This window comes from Faecalibacterium longum (genome assembly GCF_040094125.1).
Taxonomy (GTDB): domain Bacteria; phylum Bacillota; class Clostridia; order Oscillospirales; family Ruminococcaceae; genus Faecalibacterium; species Faecalibacterium longum.
This window is the reverse complement of sequence record NZ_JBBNIH010000162.1, coordinates 71,459-88,545: the sequence shown is the minus strand read 5'-3', so window position 1 is coordinate 88,545 and position 17,087 is coordinate 71,459. Positions and strand designations below refer to the sequence as shown.

Below are 17,087 nucleotides of genomic sequence, written 5' to 3'. Positions count from 1 at the left end.
GGTCCGAGTGGCGAGAATCGAACTCACGGCCTCTTGAACCCCATTCAAGCGCGCTACCAAAACTGCGCTACACCCGGATATTTGTTGTGGCTCATCGCTCACAGCTCCATTAGTATACCCGCTATAGGCCGTTTTGTCAAGCGCTTTTTTTATTTTTCTTGGATTTTTTCTGGATTTTTCGCTCATCGTCCAGAAGCTCTCGATGGTGCGTCCATTTCATTTTCGGTGACTGCCATTGCCACGGCAAAGACGCTGTGGGCGCCCGCATCCAGCAGTGCCTGCGCGCAGGCTGCGGCGGTAGCGCCGGTGGTGATGACGTCATCCACCAGCAGCACCCGCTTCCCTTCCACGAGCTCCGGCTCCTGCGCCCGGAAGGCACCGGCCGCATTTGCCAGACGCTCGTCCAGCGAGAGTCCTGCCTGATGGCGTCCGGCCCGGACGCGGCAGAGCGCCTTTGGCAGCAGCGGGAGGCCCAGTGCATGGGCCAGAGGCTGCGCCATCCGTTCCGGCACATTGTAGCCGCGCCGACGGCTGGTGGCAGGCACCGGAACGATGCAGTCATAACCGATGGCCGCACCGGGGACCAGCCCCGGCACCGGCTCTGCAAAGTGCATCTCCACCTCTGCCCCGAACAGCCGGGCCGTCATCTCCACGCCAAGCTCCACCGCTGTCCAGCTTTCGCCTTCGTATTTGGCACGGAGGATGGCGCTGCGGACGACGCCCTCATACCGGTAGGGCGCAGCCGCCCCATCCAGAGCGCCCAGATAGTGGCGGCTCACGTCCAGCCGCATGACCGGGCCGCGGCGCAGCTCTTCCAGCCGCGGTGTACACACCTCACAGAGCGGCAGCGTTCCCAGCACCCTGCGGCAGCAGGGACACCGCCTCGGGAAAAGCAGCTGGCGCATCTGCCGGGCAAGCTGCGCGGGGCGGCTGTAATAACCTGCCATCAGTCTTTTTTGACGGCGACGATGATACGCACCTTTTTGCCAGCGGCGCAGCCAAAGTTGTCGTACCAACCAGTAAGATAGTAATCATCGGAGTTGACGGAAGTGAGCTTGGTGTAGTAATATTGACCCTTGTACCACAGGTAGACCTGCGTATTATCGGCCATTTCAAACCTTTCGCCCTTGGAGGAAAGGACGCTGGCCGCACCCACCTTGTCGATCTTCATGGGCATCAGCTGCACCATGTTGCGGACAGAGCCGGTCGTCTCCTGACAGACCGCAATGCCGCCAGCCAGCACAGGATACTTGATGGAAGTGCCCAGACTGGCCTGCTGGCCGTTGACGTAGCCGATATAGGTCGCACCGCTGCCGATGAAGTTGAATATCTGGCTGAAGGGAGTGCCGGTGATCTGGGCGATCTGCTGGAAGCCGAGGCCCAGAAGTGCGCCGGTGTTGCTGGTCAGGCGCTCCCATGCCGTGCTGAGGATGTCGCCGGAGATAACGCCCCACAAGATCTCTGTGGTGGTGGGTACCATGATGCTCTTCACCTGACTGACGACTGCATTGGTATCAATGGTGCCGTTACCCGGCTCAGCCTTGATGGCACTGAGAAGGGTGCTGTAGTTGGCGGCGACATTCTTCACATCGTCCAGCACACCGTAGTACCACAGGTCGCCAGTCACATCGTTCAGAATAAGCGTGTCGATCTGTCCCTGCGGATTGGTGGTGTAGTAGCGGACATCGGAAGCCTTTAAGTTTACCCCCGATAGGCGGCTGGGACGAACCGTCCCAGCCACACCCCCTGTACTCGTATCAAGGATCTGCACGTCATCTGCCAGAGCCATATCGCCCAGCGCGGTGGCGTTCTCGTTCACAGTGCCGCTGACGGAGCGCTCATCGATTTTTTCCACGCTCTCGCCTTCGGGGCTGACCCGCACTTCCACCAGCCAGCCAGCGGGGAAATTCAGGCTCTTGTCTACATTCACTTCGCGGGCAAGGCCGTCGGTACACAGGACCTTGACGGTCTGAAGCACATCGGCACTGTTGTCCTCGTCGATGAGGTTGCGGGCGGACGACTGCACCACGCCGTAAAAGACCTCGTCGGCCTCCTCGCCGGTGATGATGCCTGCGGCCACATTGTTCATGCCCAGCAGCAGAGTGACCACCTGGCCAACACCGCCGCCGTTGAGAGAAGACACCTGAGAAGCAATGGCCGTACTGCCCAGCGTATAGGACGTGCCTGCCACCGTGATGGAAGCGGGGGCGCTGGCCGAGGGAGACACCTCGGTAATGCGGCCTGCGGCACGGCGGGTATAGACCCACAGGGTCTTGAGGCTCTCGCTGTAGTAGTAGACGTCGTATTTGTTCAGCTCTGCGGAGCCGGAGACCTTATCGTTGCGGTAGACGCTGGCAGGGACGAAGGGCAGCACCGTGCTCTCCGAAGCCACGAAGGGGCCTTCCAGGCTGCTGAGCAGGATGGTGGAGCCGTCCACCTGACCATTGCTCACGGTAAAGCCAAGGGTCGTGCCGTAGGCCGAGCCGCTGGCGTTGTTGGCGGTGAGGGCATTGTAGAGCAGGACGGCGCAGTCCTCGTAGTTCATCGCTTCGCCCTGACGGCGGTCGAGGCCGGCACGCAGGCCGATCTCGCTGGCCTTGTTGAGCTGGGCGTTGGGAAACGCGCCGCTCAGGTCGGTCATCTTATAGCCCATCAGCTTGAGCACTGCAGTGCATGCTTCTTCCAGCGTGACGGCGTTGTTCGGGCGGAAGCTGCCATCGGTGTAGCCGTTCATCCAGCCCTGCTGCACGGCGATGCGGACATAGGGCGCCCATGCCGAGGAGCCGGGCAGGTCGGTGTAGAGGGTACCCACTGCCCCCTGAGAAGAGATGCTCTCCCGGTAGGTAGAGTAAGAGGTCAGCATTCTGGCAAATGCGCCGCGGGTCACGGCTGCATTCAGTGCGCCGGACTGCTCGGAATCCATAGCACCCAGCGTGATGGCAAACTGGACGGCGGTGTTGTTGCCCGCAGCCGATGCCGGCATCACCAGCATCGACACCGCGATGCTGACCGCCAGCAGAAATGCGAGAAGACGTTTTTTCATTGTGATCTCCTTATAAAAAATGTTAAGCCTCTCAGTCTCGCTTCGCTCGACAAGGCCGGGTTGCGGCACCCAGCATCCGCTGCGCATTGCGCGCGTCTTGCTGGCCGCTGCCCCAGCAACGACTCCCTGTTTCCGCCACTTGCGGCGGTCGTCGTTGTTGCCCCTACCGAGGGGAGCCTCTGGCGAAGAGAGAAAGCTTTCCGTACTGCCAAGGCCTCCCCTCGTCAGGGGAGGTGGCTGCGCCAAAGGCACAGACGGAGAGGTTAATCATATCTCAACGCGTCGATGGGGTTGAGCCGCGCGGCGCGTTTTGCGGGCAGATAGCCGAACAGCACTCCGATGAATACCGAGATGCCGAAAGCTGCCGCGATGGAGTTGAAGGACGGGCTGACCGTGATGTCCATGCCATCGGTGAACATGGGCAGCACCTGATTGGCGATGGCCGACACGATGTAGCCGAGGACGATGCCCAGCGTGCCGCCAAGAGCCGAGGTAGTGGCCGCCTCGGTGACGAACTGGGCTAGAATGGTCTTTTCCTTCGCGCCCATGGCCTTGCGGATGCCGATCTCACGGGTGCGCTCGGTGACGGACACCAGCATGATGTTCATGATGCCGATGCCGCCCACCAGCAGCGAGATACTGGCGATGCCGGTGAGGATGACGATGACCATGTTGATCATCTTGTTCATCTCTTCCAGCCACTCGCTGGCGCTGTAGACGTAGTAAGCATTGTCGCTCTTGAAGATGTCATACAGTTCCTGTTCCACCGCAGCCTTGGCCTCGTTGGCCTGGCCCTCGTCCACCATGATGGCGGAGTAGGAGTCCGGCGAGCTTTCGTTGGAAAGGCGCATGGCTGTGGTGTAGGGCAGGTAGACGCTGTCGTCGTCGCTGCCCTCCTGCTGGTCGGGGTTGGAGATCTTGGCCTTCAGCACGCCCACGATGCGGAACTTATAGGGGCCAAGCTTGATGGTCTGGCCCACCGCATTTCCGCCGTAGGCCGTGCGGTTGATGTAATCGCCGATGACGCAGATCTGCTTGTTGTCTGCGATGTCCATATACTGGATGTTCCGGCCCTTGGCAAGGGTGTAGCCCTTCATCTCGATGTAGTTTTCATCCACGCCGTACATCTCGCTGTAGCGGTAGGTCGTAGTCCCCACCTTGGGGGTGTTGTCGCTGAAATCCAGCTGCGGCGAGATGGAGGAAAGCAGTTTGGGGTTCTTTTTGACGAGGTCGTACAAATCATCCACCGTCGCAGTGCGGGAACCATAGCCCCATATCTGGATGGAGAGGGTGTTGGTTCCCATTGCGGAAAAGCTGTCCCGCATGCTTCTGGTCATGCCGTTGCCCAAACCGACGATGACGATGACCGCCATGACGCCGATGATGATGCCCAGCATGGTCAGAAACGTGCGCAGTTTATTGCTCCAGACGTTCTGCAGTGCCTGACGGAAAGTCTCTAATACCATTATTTCGCTTCCTCCTGTGCCGCTTCGCCGGACAGAGTGGGCTGCACGACAGCCTCAGGCGCGTGGGCGTCGCCGTCGTACACCACCTGACCGTCTTCCAGACGGATGATACGCTCCGCCTGCACGGCGATGGAATTGTCGTGGGTGATGAGCACCACGGTATGCCCCTCCCTGTGGAGCTGCTGGAGCATCCCGATGACCTCGCGGCCGGTGTGGGAGTCCAGAGCGCCGGTGGGTTCGTCGGCGAGGATGACCGCCGGGTTGCGCACCAGAGCACGGGCGATGGAAACGCGCTGCTGCTGGCCGCCGGAAAGCTGGTTTGGCAGGTTTTTGAGCTTATCCCCCAGACCCACCTTTTCCAGCACATCCTTGGCCAGCTTGTGGCGCTCGGCGCGGGAGATATTCGCGTAGATCAGCGGCACCTCCACGTTCTCCATCAGGTTGAGGCGGGGCAGAAGGTTATACTGCTGGAAGATGAAACCCAGCATCTCGTTGCGCACATCTGCCAGCTCGTCTCGGTTCATCTTGCCCACGTCCCTGCCGTTGAGCCGGTAGGTGCCGTAGGTGGGGACGTCCAGACAGCCGATGATGTTCATGCAGGTGGACTTGCCCGAACCGGACTGGCCCACGATGGCCACAAACTCCCCTTTCTCGATCTTCATCGTGATGTGGTCGGCGGCCTTTACCAGAGTATCACCCATCTGATAATACTTGCATACCTGGTCAAATTCGATCAGAGCGCTCATGGGGCACCTCCTTACCAGATACTGTCGCTGTAACTGTCGCTGTAATAGTCATCCGACACAGAGCTGGTGTCGTAGGCCACCGTGTCGTCCTCCTGCAGGCCGCTCTTGATCTCGGTGTAGCTGTCGTCGCTGACGCCGGTCTCGACCTTGACGTAGACATAGCCGTCCGGTGCGTCCATGTCTTCCACCGCATTGGCTGCGCTGGGAGACTTCTTACTCACCAGCACATAGCCGCCGCGGATAACGGCAGCATTCGGCACGACGAGAGCGTTGCCGGCCTCGGCCACGACGATCTCAGCGTTGGCGTTCATGCCGGGGCGCAGGCCGTCGGTGTTGTCGATGCGGATGGTGATGGGGTAAGTCGTGGTGCCGCCGCTGGAGCTGCCCTTCATGGACACACGGGTGACTGTGCCGACATAGGTCTTGTCCGTCACAGCGTCAGCGGTGAGCTGAACTTTCTGGCCCACGGACAGTGCGCCGATCTGCAGCTCATCCACATTGATGACCATTTCCAGATAGCTCAGGTCGTAGATGACGCAGAGGGTGCTGCCGGAGGTCAGGGCGTCGCCCTGCTTGGCGTCTTTCTCAATGATGGTGCCGCTGATGGGCGAGGTAATGGTGTAGTTGGACATATTGTCCTGCTGGTTCTGCATCGAGATCTCAGCGCTGCGCAGGGACTCGGAAGCAGACTGGATGGATTCGGTCAGCTCGTCGCCGGTCAGCTCGATGATGATGTCACCCTTGGAGACCGCGCCGCCCTCCTGCACATTGATGGCGGAAACGGTGCCGCTGGCCTGAGCGGTCAAGGTGCGCTCTGCCTGATAGGCAAAGGTGGCAGAGGCGATGGAGCTGACGCCATTGACGCTGGCGGTAGCGGCCTGGGCGGTGGTCAGACCGCCGGCATTGTTGACCCGGATGGTGACGGTTCGTACCAGCAGGTTGCCGGTGCTCAGCTCATCGGTGCCGGTGACGGCGGTGATGGTGCCTTTCAGCGTCTCAAAGGTGCCGTCCAGCACCACGTCAGCGCTCTGGCCCACCGAGAAGTTGGCGGCGTCGGCTGCCGGGAACAGCAGGTTCAGCAGCATCTTGGAGCTGTCGCGGATGACCGCCACCTCCTGGCCGCTGGTCACCTCGTCGCCCTTTGCGACCTTGAGGCTGCTGACGGTGCCGTCCACCTCTGCGCGGACATACTGGCGGTCCACAGTCTTGTCATAGCTGCGCTGGGCCTGCTGCAGGGCAATGCTGGCCTTTTCCAGATTGGTGGAGGCATCCGAGCTGTCGATGGTGTAGAGCACATCGCCCTCCTCCACCTTGTCGCCCTCTTCAAAGCCGCCGGTGAGGATCTTGCCGTCCACCAGAGACTTGACGGTATATGTATTAGCCGGGTTCAGCGTGCCGGTGCCGCTCAGGGAATTGGAGACATCCTGACGGACCGGCGTCGTCTCGGCGTAGGTCACATCGCGGCTGGCAGCGCCATTCCTGCCGCCGCCTATGAGAAAGACAGCGCCCGCTGCCGCCACGACGACCAGCGGCACGAGCCACTTCCAGTTCTTTTTGGCAAATGCGCCTGCACCGGTCCTACCCTTGGCTCCGGTCATTTCCCCGGCAGCCTCAGCAGACTGAGCCGCTGCATCCTTTTTCTTTTTCCAGATCATGCTTTTCCTCCTAGTCGATGCAAAAGGGCATAGTTGCCCCTTTGCACGAAAAATCTGTTATTGGTAGTGTATCGCATTTCACCAAAATACTCAAGCGTCCAAATTTCATTTCACCCTTTATTTACAAAATACACGTCCGTTTTTATGCAAAAAGAGACACCCGCAGCGCCCTTTTCAGAGCAATGCGGGTGTCTCTTTTTATCCTATCAGGATGCGGCTTTGGCCTCGCTCAGCGGAGCCAGCTGCACATACACCCCGGCAGGGACGCAGGCCGCCCATGCACCTTCCTCGCTCAGCTGGCCGAACTGCTCACAGACATGGTCCGGGCATTGGCTGTCCTGAAACGAGATGGTGCCGTCTTTTACCTGTAAATGAACGACATAGCTGCCCACATCGTACAGGTAATCGTAGTCCTTATCCAGCGGCAGCACCTCGGTGATGCCGTCGCCGAAATCCACGACCGCTGCCAGCGGCTCCGTCCTGCTGCGCGGACGCAGCAGAAAGACCAGCAGGACAGCTGCCGCCAGGACGACGGCTGCGAAGAGGAGGTTTGCCTTCCAGCTCAGGCGTTTTGCGCCTTTTGCCGGCTCAGGCTGCTTGCGGATGCTCATGCAGCGTAGTCGCTGGCAGCAGCACCGGCAATACGGCCAAAGACGGTGAAGTCAGCAACAGCGTTGCCGCCCAGACGGTTTGCACCGTGGACGCCGCCAGTCACCTCACCTGCTGCGAACAGGCCGGGGATGACCTCGCCCTTCTCGTTCAGCACCTCGGTGTTGGCGTTGATCTTCAGGCCGCCCATGGTGTGATGGACACCGGCGGTGACCTTCACAGCGTAGTAGGGAGCGGTGTTCAGGGGGTTGGCGAAGCTGGTGCGGCCGAAGTCGGGGTCATTCTTGGCCTCAACGTAGCCGTTCCACTTCTCCATGGTCTCTGCGAAGGCAGCTGCATCGACGCCCATAGCCTCGCCCAGCTCCTCGTAGGTAGCGCCGGTGACGGTGTAGCCCTTCTTGATGTAGCCCTGGATGACGCTGGAAGCATCGACCATGGCCTGATCGACGACCAGCCAGCTGTAGCTGCCGGTCTGAGCGATCTCAGCGGCGGAGACGACGTCGCGGGTGCCGACCTCGTCGATGAAGCGCTTGCCCTCGGCGTTGATCAGCACAGCGCCGTCGCCGCGCAGGCCCTCGGTGATGAGGGCAGCGGTGTTGGCCTCAACGGTGGGGTGGATCTGGATCTGGTCCATGTCCACGGTAGCAGCGCCGATGGCCTGTGCCATCTCGATGCCCTGGCCCTGGATGCCGGGGGCGTTGGTGGTCATGAAGCCCTTCAGCTCGGGCTTGTACTTGACGACCATGTCGAGGTTTGCACCGAAGCCGCCGGAAGCCAGAACGACTGCCTTGGCGTTGACGGTGACGGTCTCACCGGAAGCACCGGTGGCCTTGACGCCCACGGCAGCGCCGTTGGCATCGGTCAGGATCTCAGTTGCAGTGGTGTCCAGCATCATCTTGACGCCGGCCTTCTCGCAGTTCTCCTGCAGCAGGGGGATCATGTAGGAGCCGACGGAAACGGTCTTGCCCTCTGCGTTCACAGGGCGATGGATGCGCTTGACGGATGCACCGCCGAAGCTGGAGACGTTGTGCAGGGTGATGCCGTGCTCGTCCAGCCAGTCGATGGCGTCAGCGGAGTTTGCGCACAGGGTCTCGACCAGCTCGGGGTCGTTGATGCCCTTGCCGCCGATCATGGTATCCAGCTCCATCAGCTCGACAGAGTCGAAGTAGCCGGTGGGGTTGGCCTGATAGGCAGCCCACTGCTCGGAGACGGTCTTTGCCAGAGCGGTGATGGTCTCGTTGTCGGCGTACTTCTCGGCAGCAGTCTTCAGGGTCTTCTCGACGCCGGCAGACTCGCCGAACTCGTTCTCATCCTGATAGACGGTCTTGCCGGCGTTCATGCCGCCGGTAGCGCGGACGGAGTTGCCGCCCACCATGGACTGGCTCTCGAGGATGACGACGCTCTTGCCCTCACCGGCAGCGGTGATGGCGGCAGTCATGCCTGCGCCGCCTGCGCCGACGACGACGACGTCGGCCTCAACGGTGGAGTCCTCGGCAGAGCCGGTCTTCTCCACAGCGGTCTTGTAGTCATCGGGGTTCAGGCCGGCAGCGGTCAGAGCAGCTGCAGCAGCCTCCTTGATGGCGGTAGAGGTGACGGTAGCGCCGGACACGCCGTCCACGGCGATGCTGCCGCTCTCGGCGATCTCGCCGGGCATCTTGGCGATGGCCTCAGAGCCGACGCCCTGGGTCTCGTCCTTGCCCTCGGCGGTGCAGCCGGTGATAGCGCCGTCGGTCAGGGTCAGGGTGACGGAAACGTCGCCGCCGAAGCCCTTGGCAGTGCCGGTGAAGTCACCGGACACACCCGCGTCAGAACTGGTAGAGGCAGGCTTTGCACCGCAGCCGTAGCCAAACAGGCTGACCGCGATGATCGCTGCCATAGCCAGTGCAGACACGCTCTTCTTGATCTGAGCTTTCTTCATGTTTTTCCTTCCTTGCTTGCTTCGTGGTTTGTGGTTGCGAACATCTATCAGCATAAAAAGGGAGCTGCCCTTTTACAAGCAGCCCCCTCTGCCGAACTTGGGAAAAGGATTTAGGCGTTGGCCTGTGCAGCAGCAACAGCGCAGGCGACAGTAGCGCCGACCATCGGGTTGTTGCCCATGCCGATGAGGCCCATCATCTCGACGTGTGCAGGCACAGAAGAGGAACCTGCAAACTGAGCATCGCCGTGGACGCGGCCCAGAGAGTCGGTCAGGCCGTAGCTGGCGGGGCCGGCTGCGACGTTATCGGGGTGCAGGGTACGGCCCGTGCCGCCGCCGGAAGCGACGGAGAAGTACTTCTTGCCGTTCTCGATGGCCCACTTCTTATAGGTGCCGGCGACCAGGTGCTGGAAGCGGACGGGGTTGGTAGAGTTGCCGGTGATGGAGCACTGGACGTCCTCCTTCTTCATGATGGCAACGCCCTCCATGACGTCGTTGGCGCCATAGCACTTGACCGCTGCGCGCTCGCCCTCGGAGAAGGGGATCTCCTTGACGACGGTCAGGGTCTGAGAGGGGATGTCGTACTCGGTCTGCACATAGGTGAAGCCGTTGATACGGGAGATGATGTAAGCGGCGTCCTTGCCCAGGCCGTTCAGGATGACACGCAGGGGGGTCTTGCGGACCTTGTTTGCGGTGCGGGCGATGCCGATAGCACCCTCAGCAGCGGCGAAGGACTCGTGGCCTGCCAGGAAAGCGAAGCAGGTGGTGTCCTCGCTCAGCAGACGAGCGCCCAGATTGCCGTGGCCCAGACCGACCTGACGCTGCTCAGCGACAGAACCGGGGATGGTGAAAGCTTCCAGACCTTCGCCGATGGCGGCTGCGCACTCGGCAGCATCGGTCAGGCCGCGCTTGACGGCGATAGCGGTACCCAGGGTGTAAGCCCAGACAGCGTTATCAAAGCAGATGGGCTGCACGCCGCGGACGATCTTGTCGCAGTCGATGCCCTTAGCGAGGAGCATCTCGTTGCAGGCGTCCAGAGATTCGAGGCCGTTGGCCTTCAGGCATGCCTCGATTTTCGGCATGCGGCGATCCATAGATTCAAAAGTTGCCATGAGTTGTTCCTCCTCTCTTATTCCTCACGCGGGTCGATGTACTTGACAGCGCCTGCTTCCTTGCTGAAGCGGCCGTAAGTACCCACGTTCTTCTCGTAAGCCTCGTTGGGGGTCTTGCCGTGACGGATGTCCTCCATCATCTTGCCCAGCTTGACGAACTGATAGCCGATGACCTCGCCGTTGGCATCCACAGCCAGCTTGTTGATGTAGCCCTCGGTCAGCTCCAGATAACGGACGCCCTTCTCCTTGGTGGAGAAGATGGTGCCGGTCATGGAGCGCAGGCCCTTGCCCAGGTCATCCAGACCTGCGCCGATGGGCAGACCGTCCTCAGAGAAAGCGGTCTGGCTGCGGCCGTAGACGATCTGCAGGAACAGCTCGCGCATAGCCACGTTGATGGCGTCGCAGACGAGGTCGGTGTTCAGAGCTTCCAGAATGGTCTTGCCGGGCAGGATCTCGCCTGCCATAGCAGCAGAGTGGGTCATGCCGGAGCAGCCGATGGTCTCCACCAGAGCCTCCTCGATGACGCCGTTCTTGATGTTCAGAGACAGCTTGCAGGTACCCTGCTGAGGTGCGCACCAGCCCACACCATGGGTGTAGCCGCTGATGTCCTTGATCTCATAGGCCTTGACCCATGCGCCCTCTTCGGGGATGGGGGCCGGACCATGCTTAGGACCTTTGGTGATCGGGCACATATTCTGTACTTGCTGCGAATAGGTCATAATCATACTCTCCTTTTGACAAATTGATGCCGTGCGGCAGAAGCTTCTCTCCCCTGCCGCCTTGCATTGACCGGGCCGTGCCGCTCTCTTTTCAGCGCCTTTCCCGGTACTACCACGCACAATTTTATTATAGAGGACGTTGGCCCAATTTGCAAGTCATTTCTGACAAATTTTTCGCAATCTTTTTGCCATTTTCGTTTTTCTGCGCAGGAGCGCAACTTCTCAATTCGGTTTTTTCTGCGGCTCCCGCCGCACCGGCGTGACGGCCCAGATGCAGGCGAAGCCCGCCGCCGCACCCGCGATGGCGAGGATGTGCCGTCCCTGCTCGAATCCCCAGAAATCAGCGATGCAGGGGAACAAAAGGCTTCCCACGCTCTGGCCCAGCGCCAGAAAGCCGTAGTTCACCCCGGCGTGGGGCAGGCCGAACAAATCGGTGGAGAGGGCGGGCAGCACCGCCGCCAGCGCCGAGTAGCAGAACGTCAGCCCCGCATACACTGCCACGACGGCCCACCCCCGGGCAAACAGGAACACCGCCGAAAGCCCCAGCGACACGCCGAAGAGGATGAGGTCGGTGGGGCGGCGGCCGATCTTGTCGCTGAGCAGGGGCATCAGCAGCCGCCCGGCCGCACTGCCCACACTGCCCAGCACCACGGCCCAGAGGGCGGCGCTCTCGTCCAGCCCCCGCTCCATCCCAAGCTTCAGGATGATGGGGCTGAACAGCAGCACCGCCGGGGTAGAAAAGCAGACCGCTCCGGCGCAGAGCCAGTACTGCCGCGTGCCAAGCATCTGCCGGGGCGAGAGGTCGAGGGACGGTGCGGCCTTAGCCTTTCCCTGCTGGCTGGACTGAGGCTTTTCGGGCGGCGGGTCGGTCAGCAATGCACTGCCCGCGAGGCAGACCGGCAGGGTCAGCGCCCCCATCGCCCAGAACGCGCCCCGGATGCCCTGCACCGGCCCGAAACCCCGCAGCGCCGTGCGGACAAAGACGGTCAGGAACGCTCCGCTCAACCCCACTGCGCCCCCGATAACGCCGGTGGCGAGGCCCTTCCGGCCCTTGTACCACTTCTGGGCGCAGGACTGGATGGACGGATAGAGAAAGGCTGTGCCGAGCCCTGCCGGGATGCTGAACACCCCGAAAAAAGCCCTTCCCTTCTCTGCCGGGAGAGCCGCCGCCGCGAAGAATCCGCCGCAGAGCAGACCCGTCCCCCACAAAGCTGCAAAGCGAGGGCCGTGCTTATCCTGCAGAAAGCCGCCGATGACGCACCCTATGCCGAAAAATGCGATGAGCACTCCGAAGGCATAGCCTGCCCCCTGCTCGCTGAGGCCGTATTCCTCCATGACAGGTCTTTGAAACACGCCCCACGCGGCGGGCAGGCCTGTCAATACCTGAATGGCTGCGCCCGCCGCCAGGATGGCCCAGGGTCTTGTTTTCTGCATTTCGTGCATCACCTCAGAGAATAGTGTGTCCTTTTCGATTGACAAAAAGACAGTATTCTTTATAATTAGAAGGGTATTATAAAAATCATCTCTTTCGTCACGTTGCTTCTGTGCCTAAACCTCTCCGTCACGGCTGATGCCGTGCCACCTCCCCTACCGAGGGGAGGCTTTGGCATTTCGGAACACTTTATCTCTTCGCCAGAGGCTCCCCTAGTAGGGGAGCTGTCTGCGAAGCAGACTGAGAGGTTAGGCTCAGTATCTGCCATCCGCGACTGAGAGGGCTATACAGAAAGAGGACTATATTATGAAAACTCAGGCCTTAAAAGGTATGCGCGACCTTCTGCCCAACGAGCAGACCCTGCGCGACTACATTCAGGGCAAAATTCTCGAGACTTACCGCGCATCCGGCTTCGAGCGCATCTCCACCCCCATGCTGGAGGATATGGAGAACCTCGACAAGTCCGACGGCGGCGACAACCTGAACCTCATCTTCAAAGTGCTCAAGCGCGGCGACAAGCTCACCGCCGCCCTGAACTCCGGCGACCCGAAAGAGCTCTCCGACATGGGCCTGCGCTATGATCTGACCCTGCCCCTGAGCCGCTTCTACGCCGCCAACAAGGACAAGCTCCCCCACCCCTTCAAGGTCATCCAGACCGACCGCGTCTTCCGCGCCGAGCGCCCCCAGAAGGGCCGTCTGCGCGAGTTCGTCCAGTGCGACATCGACATTCTGGGCGACGAGAGCCCCAACGCCGAGGTCGAGCTCATCGACGTGACCACCCGCGCCCTGCTGGGCATCGGCTTCGACGGCTTCACCGTCAACATCAACGACCGCCGCATCCTGCGCGGGATGCTGGAGAGCATGGGCTTTGCCGCTGACACGCTGGATTCCGTCTGCATCACCTTCGACAAGATGGATAAGATCGGTGCCGACGGCGTGAAGGCTGAGCTTCTCGAGAAGCAGCTGCCCGAGAGCGCGGTCAACGCACTGGCCGACTTCATCGCCGCCGGCGAGGTGACGCTGGACGCTGTGGCCGCCCGCTGCGCAGACCCCGCCATCGCCGACGACCTCAAGTACGTCCTCGCTACTGCCAACGCCATGGCCGCAGGCCGCTATCAGGTGGCCTACTGCCCCAGCCTCGTGCGCGGTCAGGGCTACTACACCGGCATGGTCTTCGAAATCACCTGCCCGCAGTTCAGCGGCGCAGTCGCCGGCGGTGGCCGCTATGACAACATGGTGGGCAAGTTCCTCGGCACTCAGGTGCCGGCAGTCGGCTTCTCCATCGGCTTCGAGCGCGTCTGCGGCATCCTGCTCGAGCAGGGCTATCAGATCCCCGGCGCAAAGCAGAAGATCGCACTGCTCTATGGTAAGGACGCTGACTTCACCGCCGTCCTGAGCAAGGCCGCTGCCCTGCGCGATACCTACAACGTCACCGTCCTGCCTCAGGGCAAGAAGCTCGGCAAGCAGCTGGGCCAGCTGGAAGCAGCAGGCTTTGCCGGTGCCGCCTTCATGGACAAGGACGAGGTAAAGGTCTTTGCCGCTCAGTAAGGGCTGAACAAACCAAAAGCACTGCACTCCCCAAAAGTGGGCGGGTGCAGTGCTTTTTTGCGTTTATGGCTGCCGGGTCAGCCGGTTTTTTTGGCGTTGGGGTACACCCGCTCCATCCGGGCGTTGTCAAAATGTTCGTCGAGGAAGACGTCCAGCTGGTTCGCCGGGGCGAGGCCGCTGGTGCGGGCGTCGTACCGGGCCAGCGCCAGTGCCGAAAGCCCCATGTTCACGGCCATGAACACCGTCAGCACCACGGTCATCCAGGGCAGGATGTGCTTTTTCAGGTTTGCCATCAGCTTTGCAACGAGGGGGTAGCCGTACCGGATCCAGACCACCGCCGCGATGCCCCAGAAAAAGCAGTAGAGCAGATTGACACGGCCTCCCAGATTGAACTTGAAGCCGCTGTAGTCCCAGAAGATGACGCCGAACAGCAGTTCACCCACGGCGCTGCAGATATACTCATATGCGCCGCCCATCACGAAGCCGAACAGGAAGATGGAGCGGTCGCTCCGCTCCTCGCTGCCCCGCAGCAGGACCGCCGCCATGACCAGCGCCAGCCCCCACACCACGCTGAAGGGTCCCCACACGAGGCTCGAGCGGCTCATCCAGACGCCCGCCGTCACCCGGCAGAACAGCGTCTCCACCACGTCGCCGAGGAAAGCCCCGATGACAAAGAGCCAGACGAGGTCGCCGAAGCTCAGAGCCTTTTCTTTCTGAACAGTCGGCTCGGGCTGGACGATGGTCGGGTAAGCCCGCTGGATACGCTTTTCCACATGGGCGACGAGCCGCTGGCGCAGCTTGTCCGAGTGCTTTTCCAGCTCGAGGTTGAGCTGTTCCAGCCTCGGATGGCTGGCGGCGTACCGGTTGACGGCCAGCGCTGCGCCCAGCTGGTCGAGGACGGCCAGCGTCATCGCCGCCCAGACGCCGACATGCAGCAGCCAGCCCGGCAGCAGGGCGCAGAGCCGCAGCAGCAGGACGTTGCCCCACAGCACGCTTGCCATGCCCAGCAGGCCCCAGAGCACCGAGTATTGCAGGCAGACGTAGCCGTCCAGATTGAACTTTTTATCTGAGTAGTCCCACCAGCGGCGGCGGTGCATCCTCTCGAGCAGCTTGGCCGTCACCCACTCCACCACGGTGGCGTTGGCCGCACAGCCGAAGAAGAGGGCCACCGGCGTCGAGCGCAGGTCGGCAAAGCCCACCGCCATCAGCACAGCCGCCGTGCCGTAGACGAAGCAGAACGGGCCGGACGCCACGCCGCGGTTGACGAAGGCGCGGCCCTTGATGGTCGCCACCACCGTCTCGGCTACCCAGCCGAGGAACGAGTAGACCAGATAGATGACGCAGAGGGTATAAAAATTCAGCTCCATTGCGTGTTTCCTTTCCCATATAAACGGTTATAGGACTATTGTATGCAGTTTTGGCCGCGTCCGCAAGAGGGAGACGGGATTTTTACGCAAAAAGGCCGCTGTAAGAAACCTCTCCGTCAGCGCTAACGCGCTGCCACCTCCCCTAGCGAGGGGAGGCTTTGGCATGACGGATAGCCTTGCCTTTTCGCCAGAGGCTCCCCTCGGTAGGGGAGCTGTCGAGCGAATGCGAGACTGAGAGGTTATTTTACAGCGGCCTGTATTTTTTATAAGGGTAAATCGCTCCGACTCAGCTTACAGCTGGCTCTTGTACAGCTCCACGATCTCCTCCACGCTGGTGTCGCGGGGGTTGCCGGGACGGCAGGCGTCAGCATAAGCAGACTCGGCGAGGAACTGGATATCCTCTTCCTTCAGGATGCCGTTCAGGTTTGCAGGGATGCCCACGTCAGCGCTCAGCTGCTTGACAGCGGCGATGGTGGCATCTGCGGCCTGTGCGTCGTTCATCTCGTCGATGCCCTTCACGCCCATGGCCTTACCGACGGCACGATAGCGTTCACCGGCGACGGTCTTGTTGTACTCCAGACCGACGGGCAGCAGGATAGCGCAGGCCACGCCGTGGGGAGTGTCATACAGAGCGGACAGGCCGTGTGCCATGGAGTGGACGATGCCCAGACCCACGTTGGAGAAGCCCATGCCGGCGATGTACTGGCCCAGAGCCATGCCCTCACGGCCTTCCGGAGTGTTCTGGACAGCGCCGCGCAGGTTCTCGCTGATGAGCTTGATGGCTTCCAGATGGAACATATCGGAGATGGTGCAGTGGCCCTTGGTGATGTAGCCCTCGATGGCGTGGGTCAGAGCGTCCATGCCGGTGGCGGCAGTCAGACCCTTGGGCATGGAGGCCATCATATCGGGGTCAACCACAGCGATCTCGGGAATGTCGTTGGTATCGACGCAGACGAACTTTCGCTTCTTCTCGACATCGGTGATGACGTAGTTGATGGTGACTTCAGCGGCAGTACCGGCAGTGGTGGGGACCGCGATGGTAAAGACGGCGTGCTTCTTGGTGGGAGCGACGCCTTCCAGAGAGCGCACATCGGCGAACTCGGGGTTGTTGATGATGATGCCGATGGCCTTTGCGGTGTCCATGGAAGAGCCGCCGCCGATGGTCACGATGCAGTCAGCCTCTGCGGCCTTGAAAGCGGCCACGCCGTCCTGCACATTGGCGATGGTGGGGTTGGGCTTGATCTCACTGTAGACGGTGTAGGCGAAGCCTGCAGCGTCCAGCAGGTCGGTGACCTTCTTGGTGACGCCGAACTTGAGAAGGTCGGGGTCAGAGCAGACGAAAGCCTTCTTGTAGCCGCGGGCGGTCAGCTCGGGAACGATGTTCTCGATAGCGCCGTGACCATGATAAGAAATGGTATTCAGAACGATACGATCAGCCATTGGTAAAACCTCCTGATTTTGCGCCCCGCCGGGCG

Annotated in this window: 13 protein-coding genes and 1 tRNA gene; 1 reads left to right on the top strand and 13 read right to left on the bottom strand. The window is 61.2% G+C overall.

The window, feature by feature from the left end; all coding sequences use genetic code 11:
• Nucleotides 1-2: 2 nt before the first annotated feature.
• From AAAU26_RS11110 to AAAU26_RS11060, 11 genes are all read right to left on the bottom strand, one after another.
• Nucleotides 3-77 (bottom strand) — tRNA-Pro (locus AAAU26_RS11110).
• Between the two features lie 105 nt (nucleotides 78-182).
• The gene (locus AAAU26_RS11105) at nucleotides 183-947 is read right to left on the bottom strand and encodes a ComF family protein (protein WP_158396870.1); all 765 of its coding nucleotides are present in this window, start codon (nucleotides 945-947) and stop codon (nucleotides 183-185) included.
• A complete protein-coding gene (locus AAAU26_RS11100) occupies nucleotides 947-3,043 on the bottom strand; it encodes an S-layer homology domain-containing protein (protein ID WP_227619013.1) in 2,097 nt (698 codons plus the stop codon). Before AAAU26_RS11100 ends, AAAU26_RS11105 begins: the two co-directional genes overlap by 1 nt.
• Before the next feature lie 263 nt (nucleotides 3,044-3,306).
• The gene (locus AAAU26_RS11095; RefSeq protein ID WP_227619012.1) at nucleotides 3,307-4,509 is read right to left on the bottom strand and encodes an ABC transporter permease; all 1,203 of its coding nucleotides are present in this window, start codon (nucleotides 4,507-4,509) and stop codon (nucleotides 3,307-3,309) included.
• Entirely contained in the window at nucleotides 4,509-5,255 is a 747-nt protein-coding gene (locus tag AAAU26_RS11090) for an ABC transporter ATP-binding protein (RefSeq protein ID WP_227619011.1), read from the bottom strand. The genes AAAU26_RS11095 and AAAU26_RS11090 overlap by 1 nt, the downstream gene beginning before the upstream one ends.
• A gap of 11 nt (nucleotides 5,256-5,266) precedes the next feature.
• Nucleotides 5,267-6,910 (bottom strand): RND family efflux transporter, encoded by a 1,644-nt coding sequence (locus AAAU26_RS11085; protein WP_158396862.1) that lies wholly within the window; start codon nucleotides 6,908-6,910, stop codon nucleotides 5,267-5,269.
• Nucleotides 6,911-7,116: 206 nt separating this feature from the next.
• A complete protein-coding gene (locus AAAU26_RS11080) occupies nucleotides 7,117-7,521 on the bottom strand; it encodes a NusG domain II-containing protein (protein WP_227619010.1) in 405 nt (134 codons plus the stop codon).
• Nucleotides 7,518-9,437, bottom strand: coding sequence for a flavocytochrome c (locus tag AAAU26_RS11075; protein ID WP_227619009.1), 1,920 nt, complete (start codon nucleotides 9,435-9,437; stop codon nucleotides 7,518-7,520). The genes AAAU26_RS11080 and AAAU26_RS11075 overlap by 4 nt, the downstream gene beginning before the upstream one ends.
• A 110-nt stretch (nucleotides 9,438-9,547) precedes the next feature.
• Complete coding sequence (locus tag AAAU26_RS11070; RefSeq protein ID WP_097801401.1) at nucleotides 9,548-10,546, bottom strand: GGGtGRT protein; 999 nt, start codon at nucleotides 10,544-10,546, stop codon at nucleotides 9,548-9,550.
• Between the two features lie 17 nt (nucleotides 10,547-10,563).
• A complete protein-coding gene (locus AAAU26_RS11065; RefSeq protein ID WP_149795248.1) occupies nucleotides 10,564-11,265 on the bottom strand; it encodes an iron-sulfur cluster assembly scaffold protein in 702 nt (233 codons plus the stop codon).
• Between the two features lie 222 nt (nucleotides 11,266-11,487).
• Nucleotides 11,488-12,699, bottom strand: coding sequence for an MFS transporter (locus AAAU26_RS11060; RefSeq protein WP_227619008.1), 1,212 nt, complete (start codon nucleotides 12,697-12,699; stop codon nucleotides 11,488-11,490).
• A 304-nt stretch (nucleotides 12,700-13,003) separates the two neighbouring features.
• Here AAAU26_RS11060 and hisS point away from each other — a divergent pair, with 304 nt between their 5' ends.
• Nucleotides 13,004-14,245 (top strand): histidine--tRNA ligase, encoded by a 1,242-nt coding sequence (hisS, locus tag AAAU26_RS11055; protein ID WP_158402418.1) that lies wholly within the window; start codon nucleotides 13,004-13,006, stop codon nucleotides 14,243-14,245.
• 77 nt (nucleotides 14,246-14,322) lie between these two features.
• On the opposite strand, the gene AAAU26_RS11050 is transcribed toward hisS, so the two are convergent.
• Nucleotides 14,323-15,612 (bottom strand): putative ABC transporter permease, encoded by a 1,290-nt coding sequence (locus AAAU26_RS11050; protein WP_227619007.1) that lies wholly within the window; start codon nucleotides 15,610-15,612, stop codon nucleotides 14,323-14,325.
• Nucleotides 15,613-15,903: 291 nt separating this feature from the next.
• Nucleotides 15,904-17,052: a lactaldehyde reductase gene (gene fucO, locus AAAU26_RS11045; RefSeq protein WP_149793799.1), complete on the bottom strand. Its 1,149-nt coding sequence runs from the start codon at nucleotides 17,050-17,052 to the stop codon at nucleotides 15,904-15,906.
• Between the last annotated feature and the right edge of the window lie 35 nt (nucleotides 17,053-17,087).

Coding starts and splice junctions, on each gene's coding strand:
- AAAU26_RS11105 (WP_158396870.1), bottom strand. CDS start 947: ATGGCAGGTTATTACAGCCGCCCCGCGCAGCTTGCCCGGCAGATGCGC.
- AAAU26_RS11100 (WP_227619013.1), bottom strand. CDS start 3,043: ATGAAAAAACGTCTTCTCGCATTTCTGCTGGCGGTCAGCATCGCGGTG.
- AAAU26_RS11095 (WP_227619012.1), bottom strand. CDS start 4,509: ATGGTATTAGAGACTTTCCGTCAGGCACTGCAGAACGTCTGGAGCAAT.
- AAAU26_RS11090 (WP_227619011.1), bottom strand. CDS start 5,255: ATGAGCGCTCTGATCGAATTTGACCAGGTATGCAAGTATTATCAGATG.
- AAAU26_RS11085 (WP_158396862.1), bottom strand. CDS start 6,910: ATGATCTGGAAAAAGAAAAAGGATGCAGCGGCTCAGTCTGCTGAGGCT.
- AAAU26_RS11080 (WP_227619010.1), bottom strand. CDS start 7,521: ATGAGCATCCGCAAGCAGCCTGAGCCGGCAAAAGGCGCAAAACGCCTG.
- AAAU26_RS11075 (WP_227619009.1), bottom strand. CDS start 9,437: ATGAAGAAAGCTCAGATCAAGAAGAGCGTGTCTGCACTGGCTATGGCA.
- AAAU26_RS11070 (WP_097801401.1), bottom strand. CDS start 10,546: ATGGCAACTTTTGAATCTATGGATCGCCGCATGCCGAAAATCGAGGCA.
- AAAU26_RS11065 (WP_149795248.1), bottom strand. CDS start 11,265: ATGACCTATTCGCAGCAAGTACAGAATATGTGCCCGATCACCAAAGGT.
- AAAU26_RS11060 (WP_227619008.1), bottom strand. CDS start 12,699: ATGCAGAAAACAAGACCCTGGGCCATCCTGGCGGCGGGCGCAGCCATT.
- hisS (WP_158402418.1), top strand. CDS start 13,004: ATGAAAACTCAGGCCTTAAAAGGTATGCGCGACCTTCTGCCCAACGAG.
- AAAU26_RS11050 (WP_227619007.1), bottom strand. CDS start 15,612: ATGGAGCTGAATTTTTATACCCTCTGCGTCATCTATCTGGTCTACTCG.
- fucO (WP_149793799.1), bottom strand. CDS start 17,052: ATGGCTGATCGTATCGTTCTGAATACCATTTCTTATCATGGTCACGGC.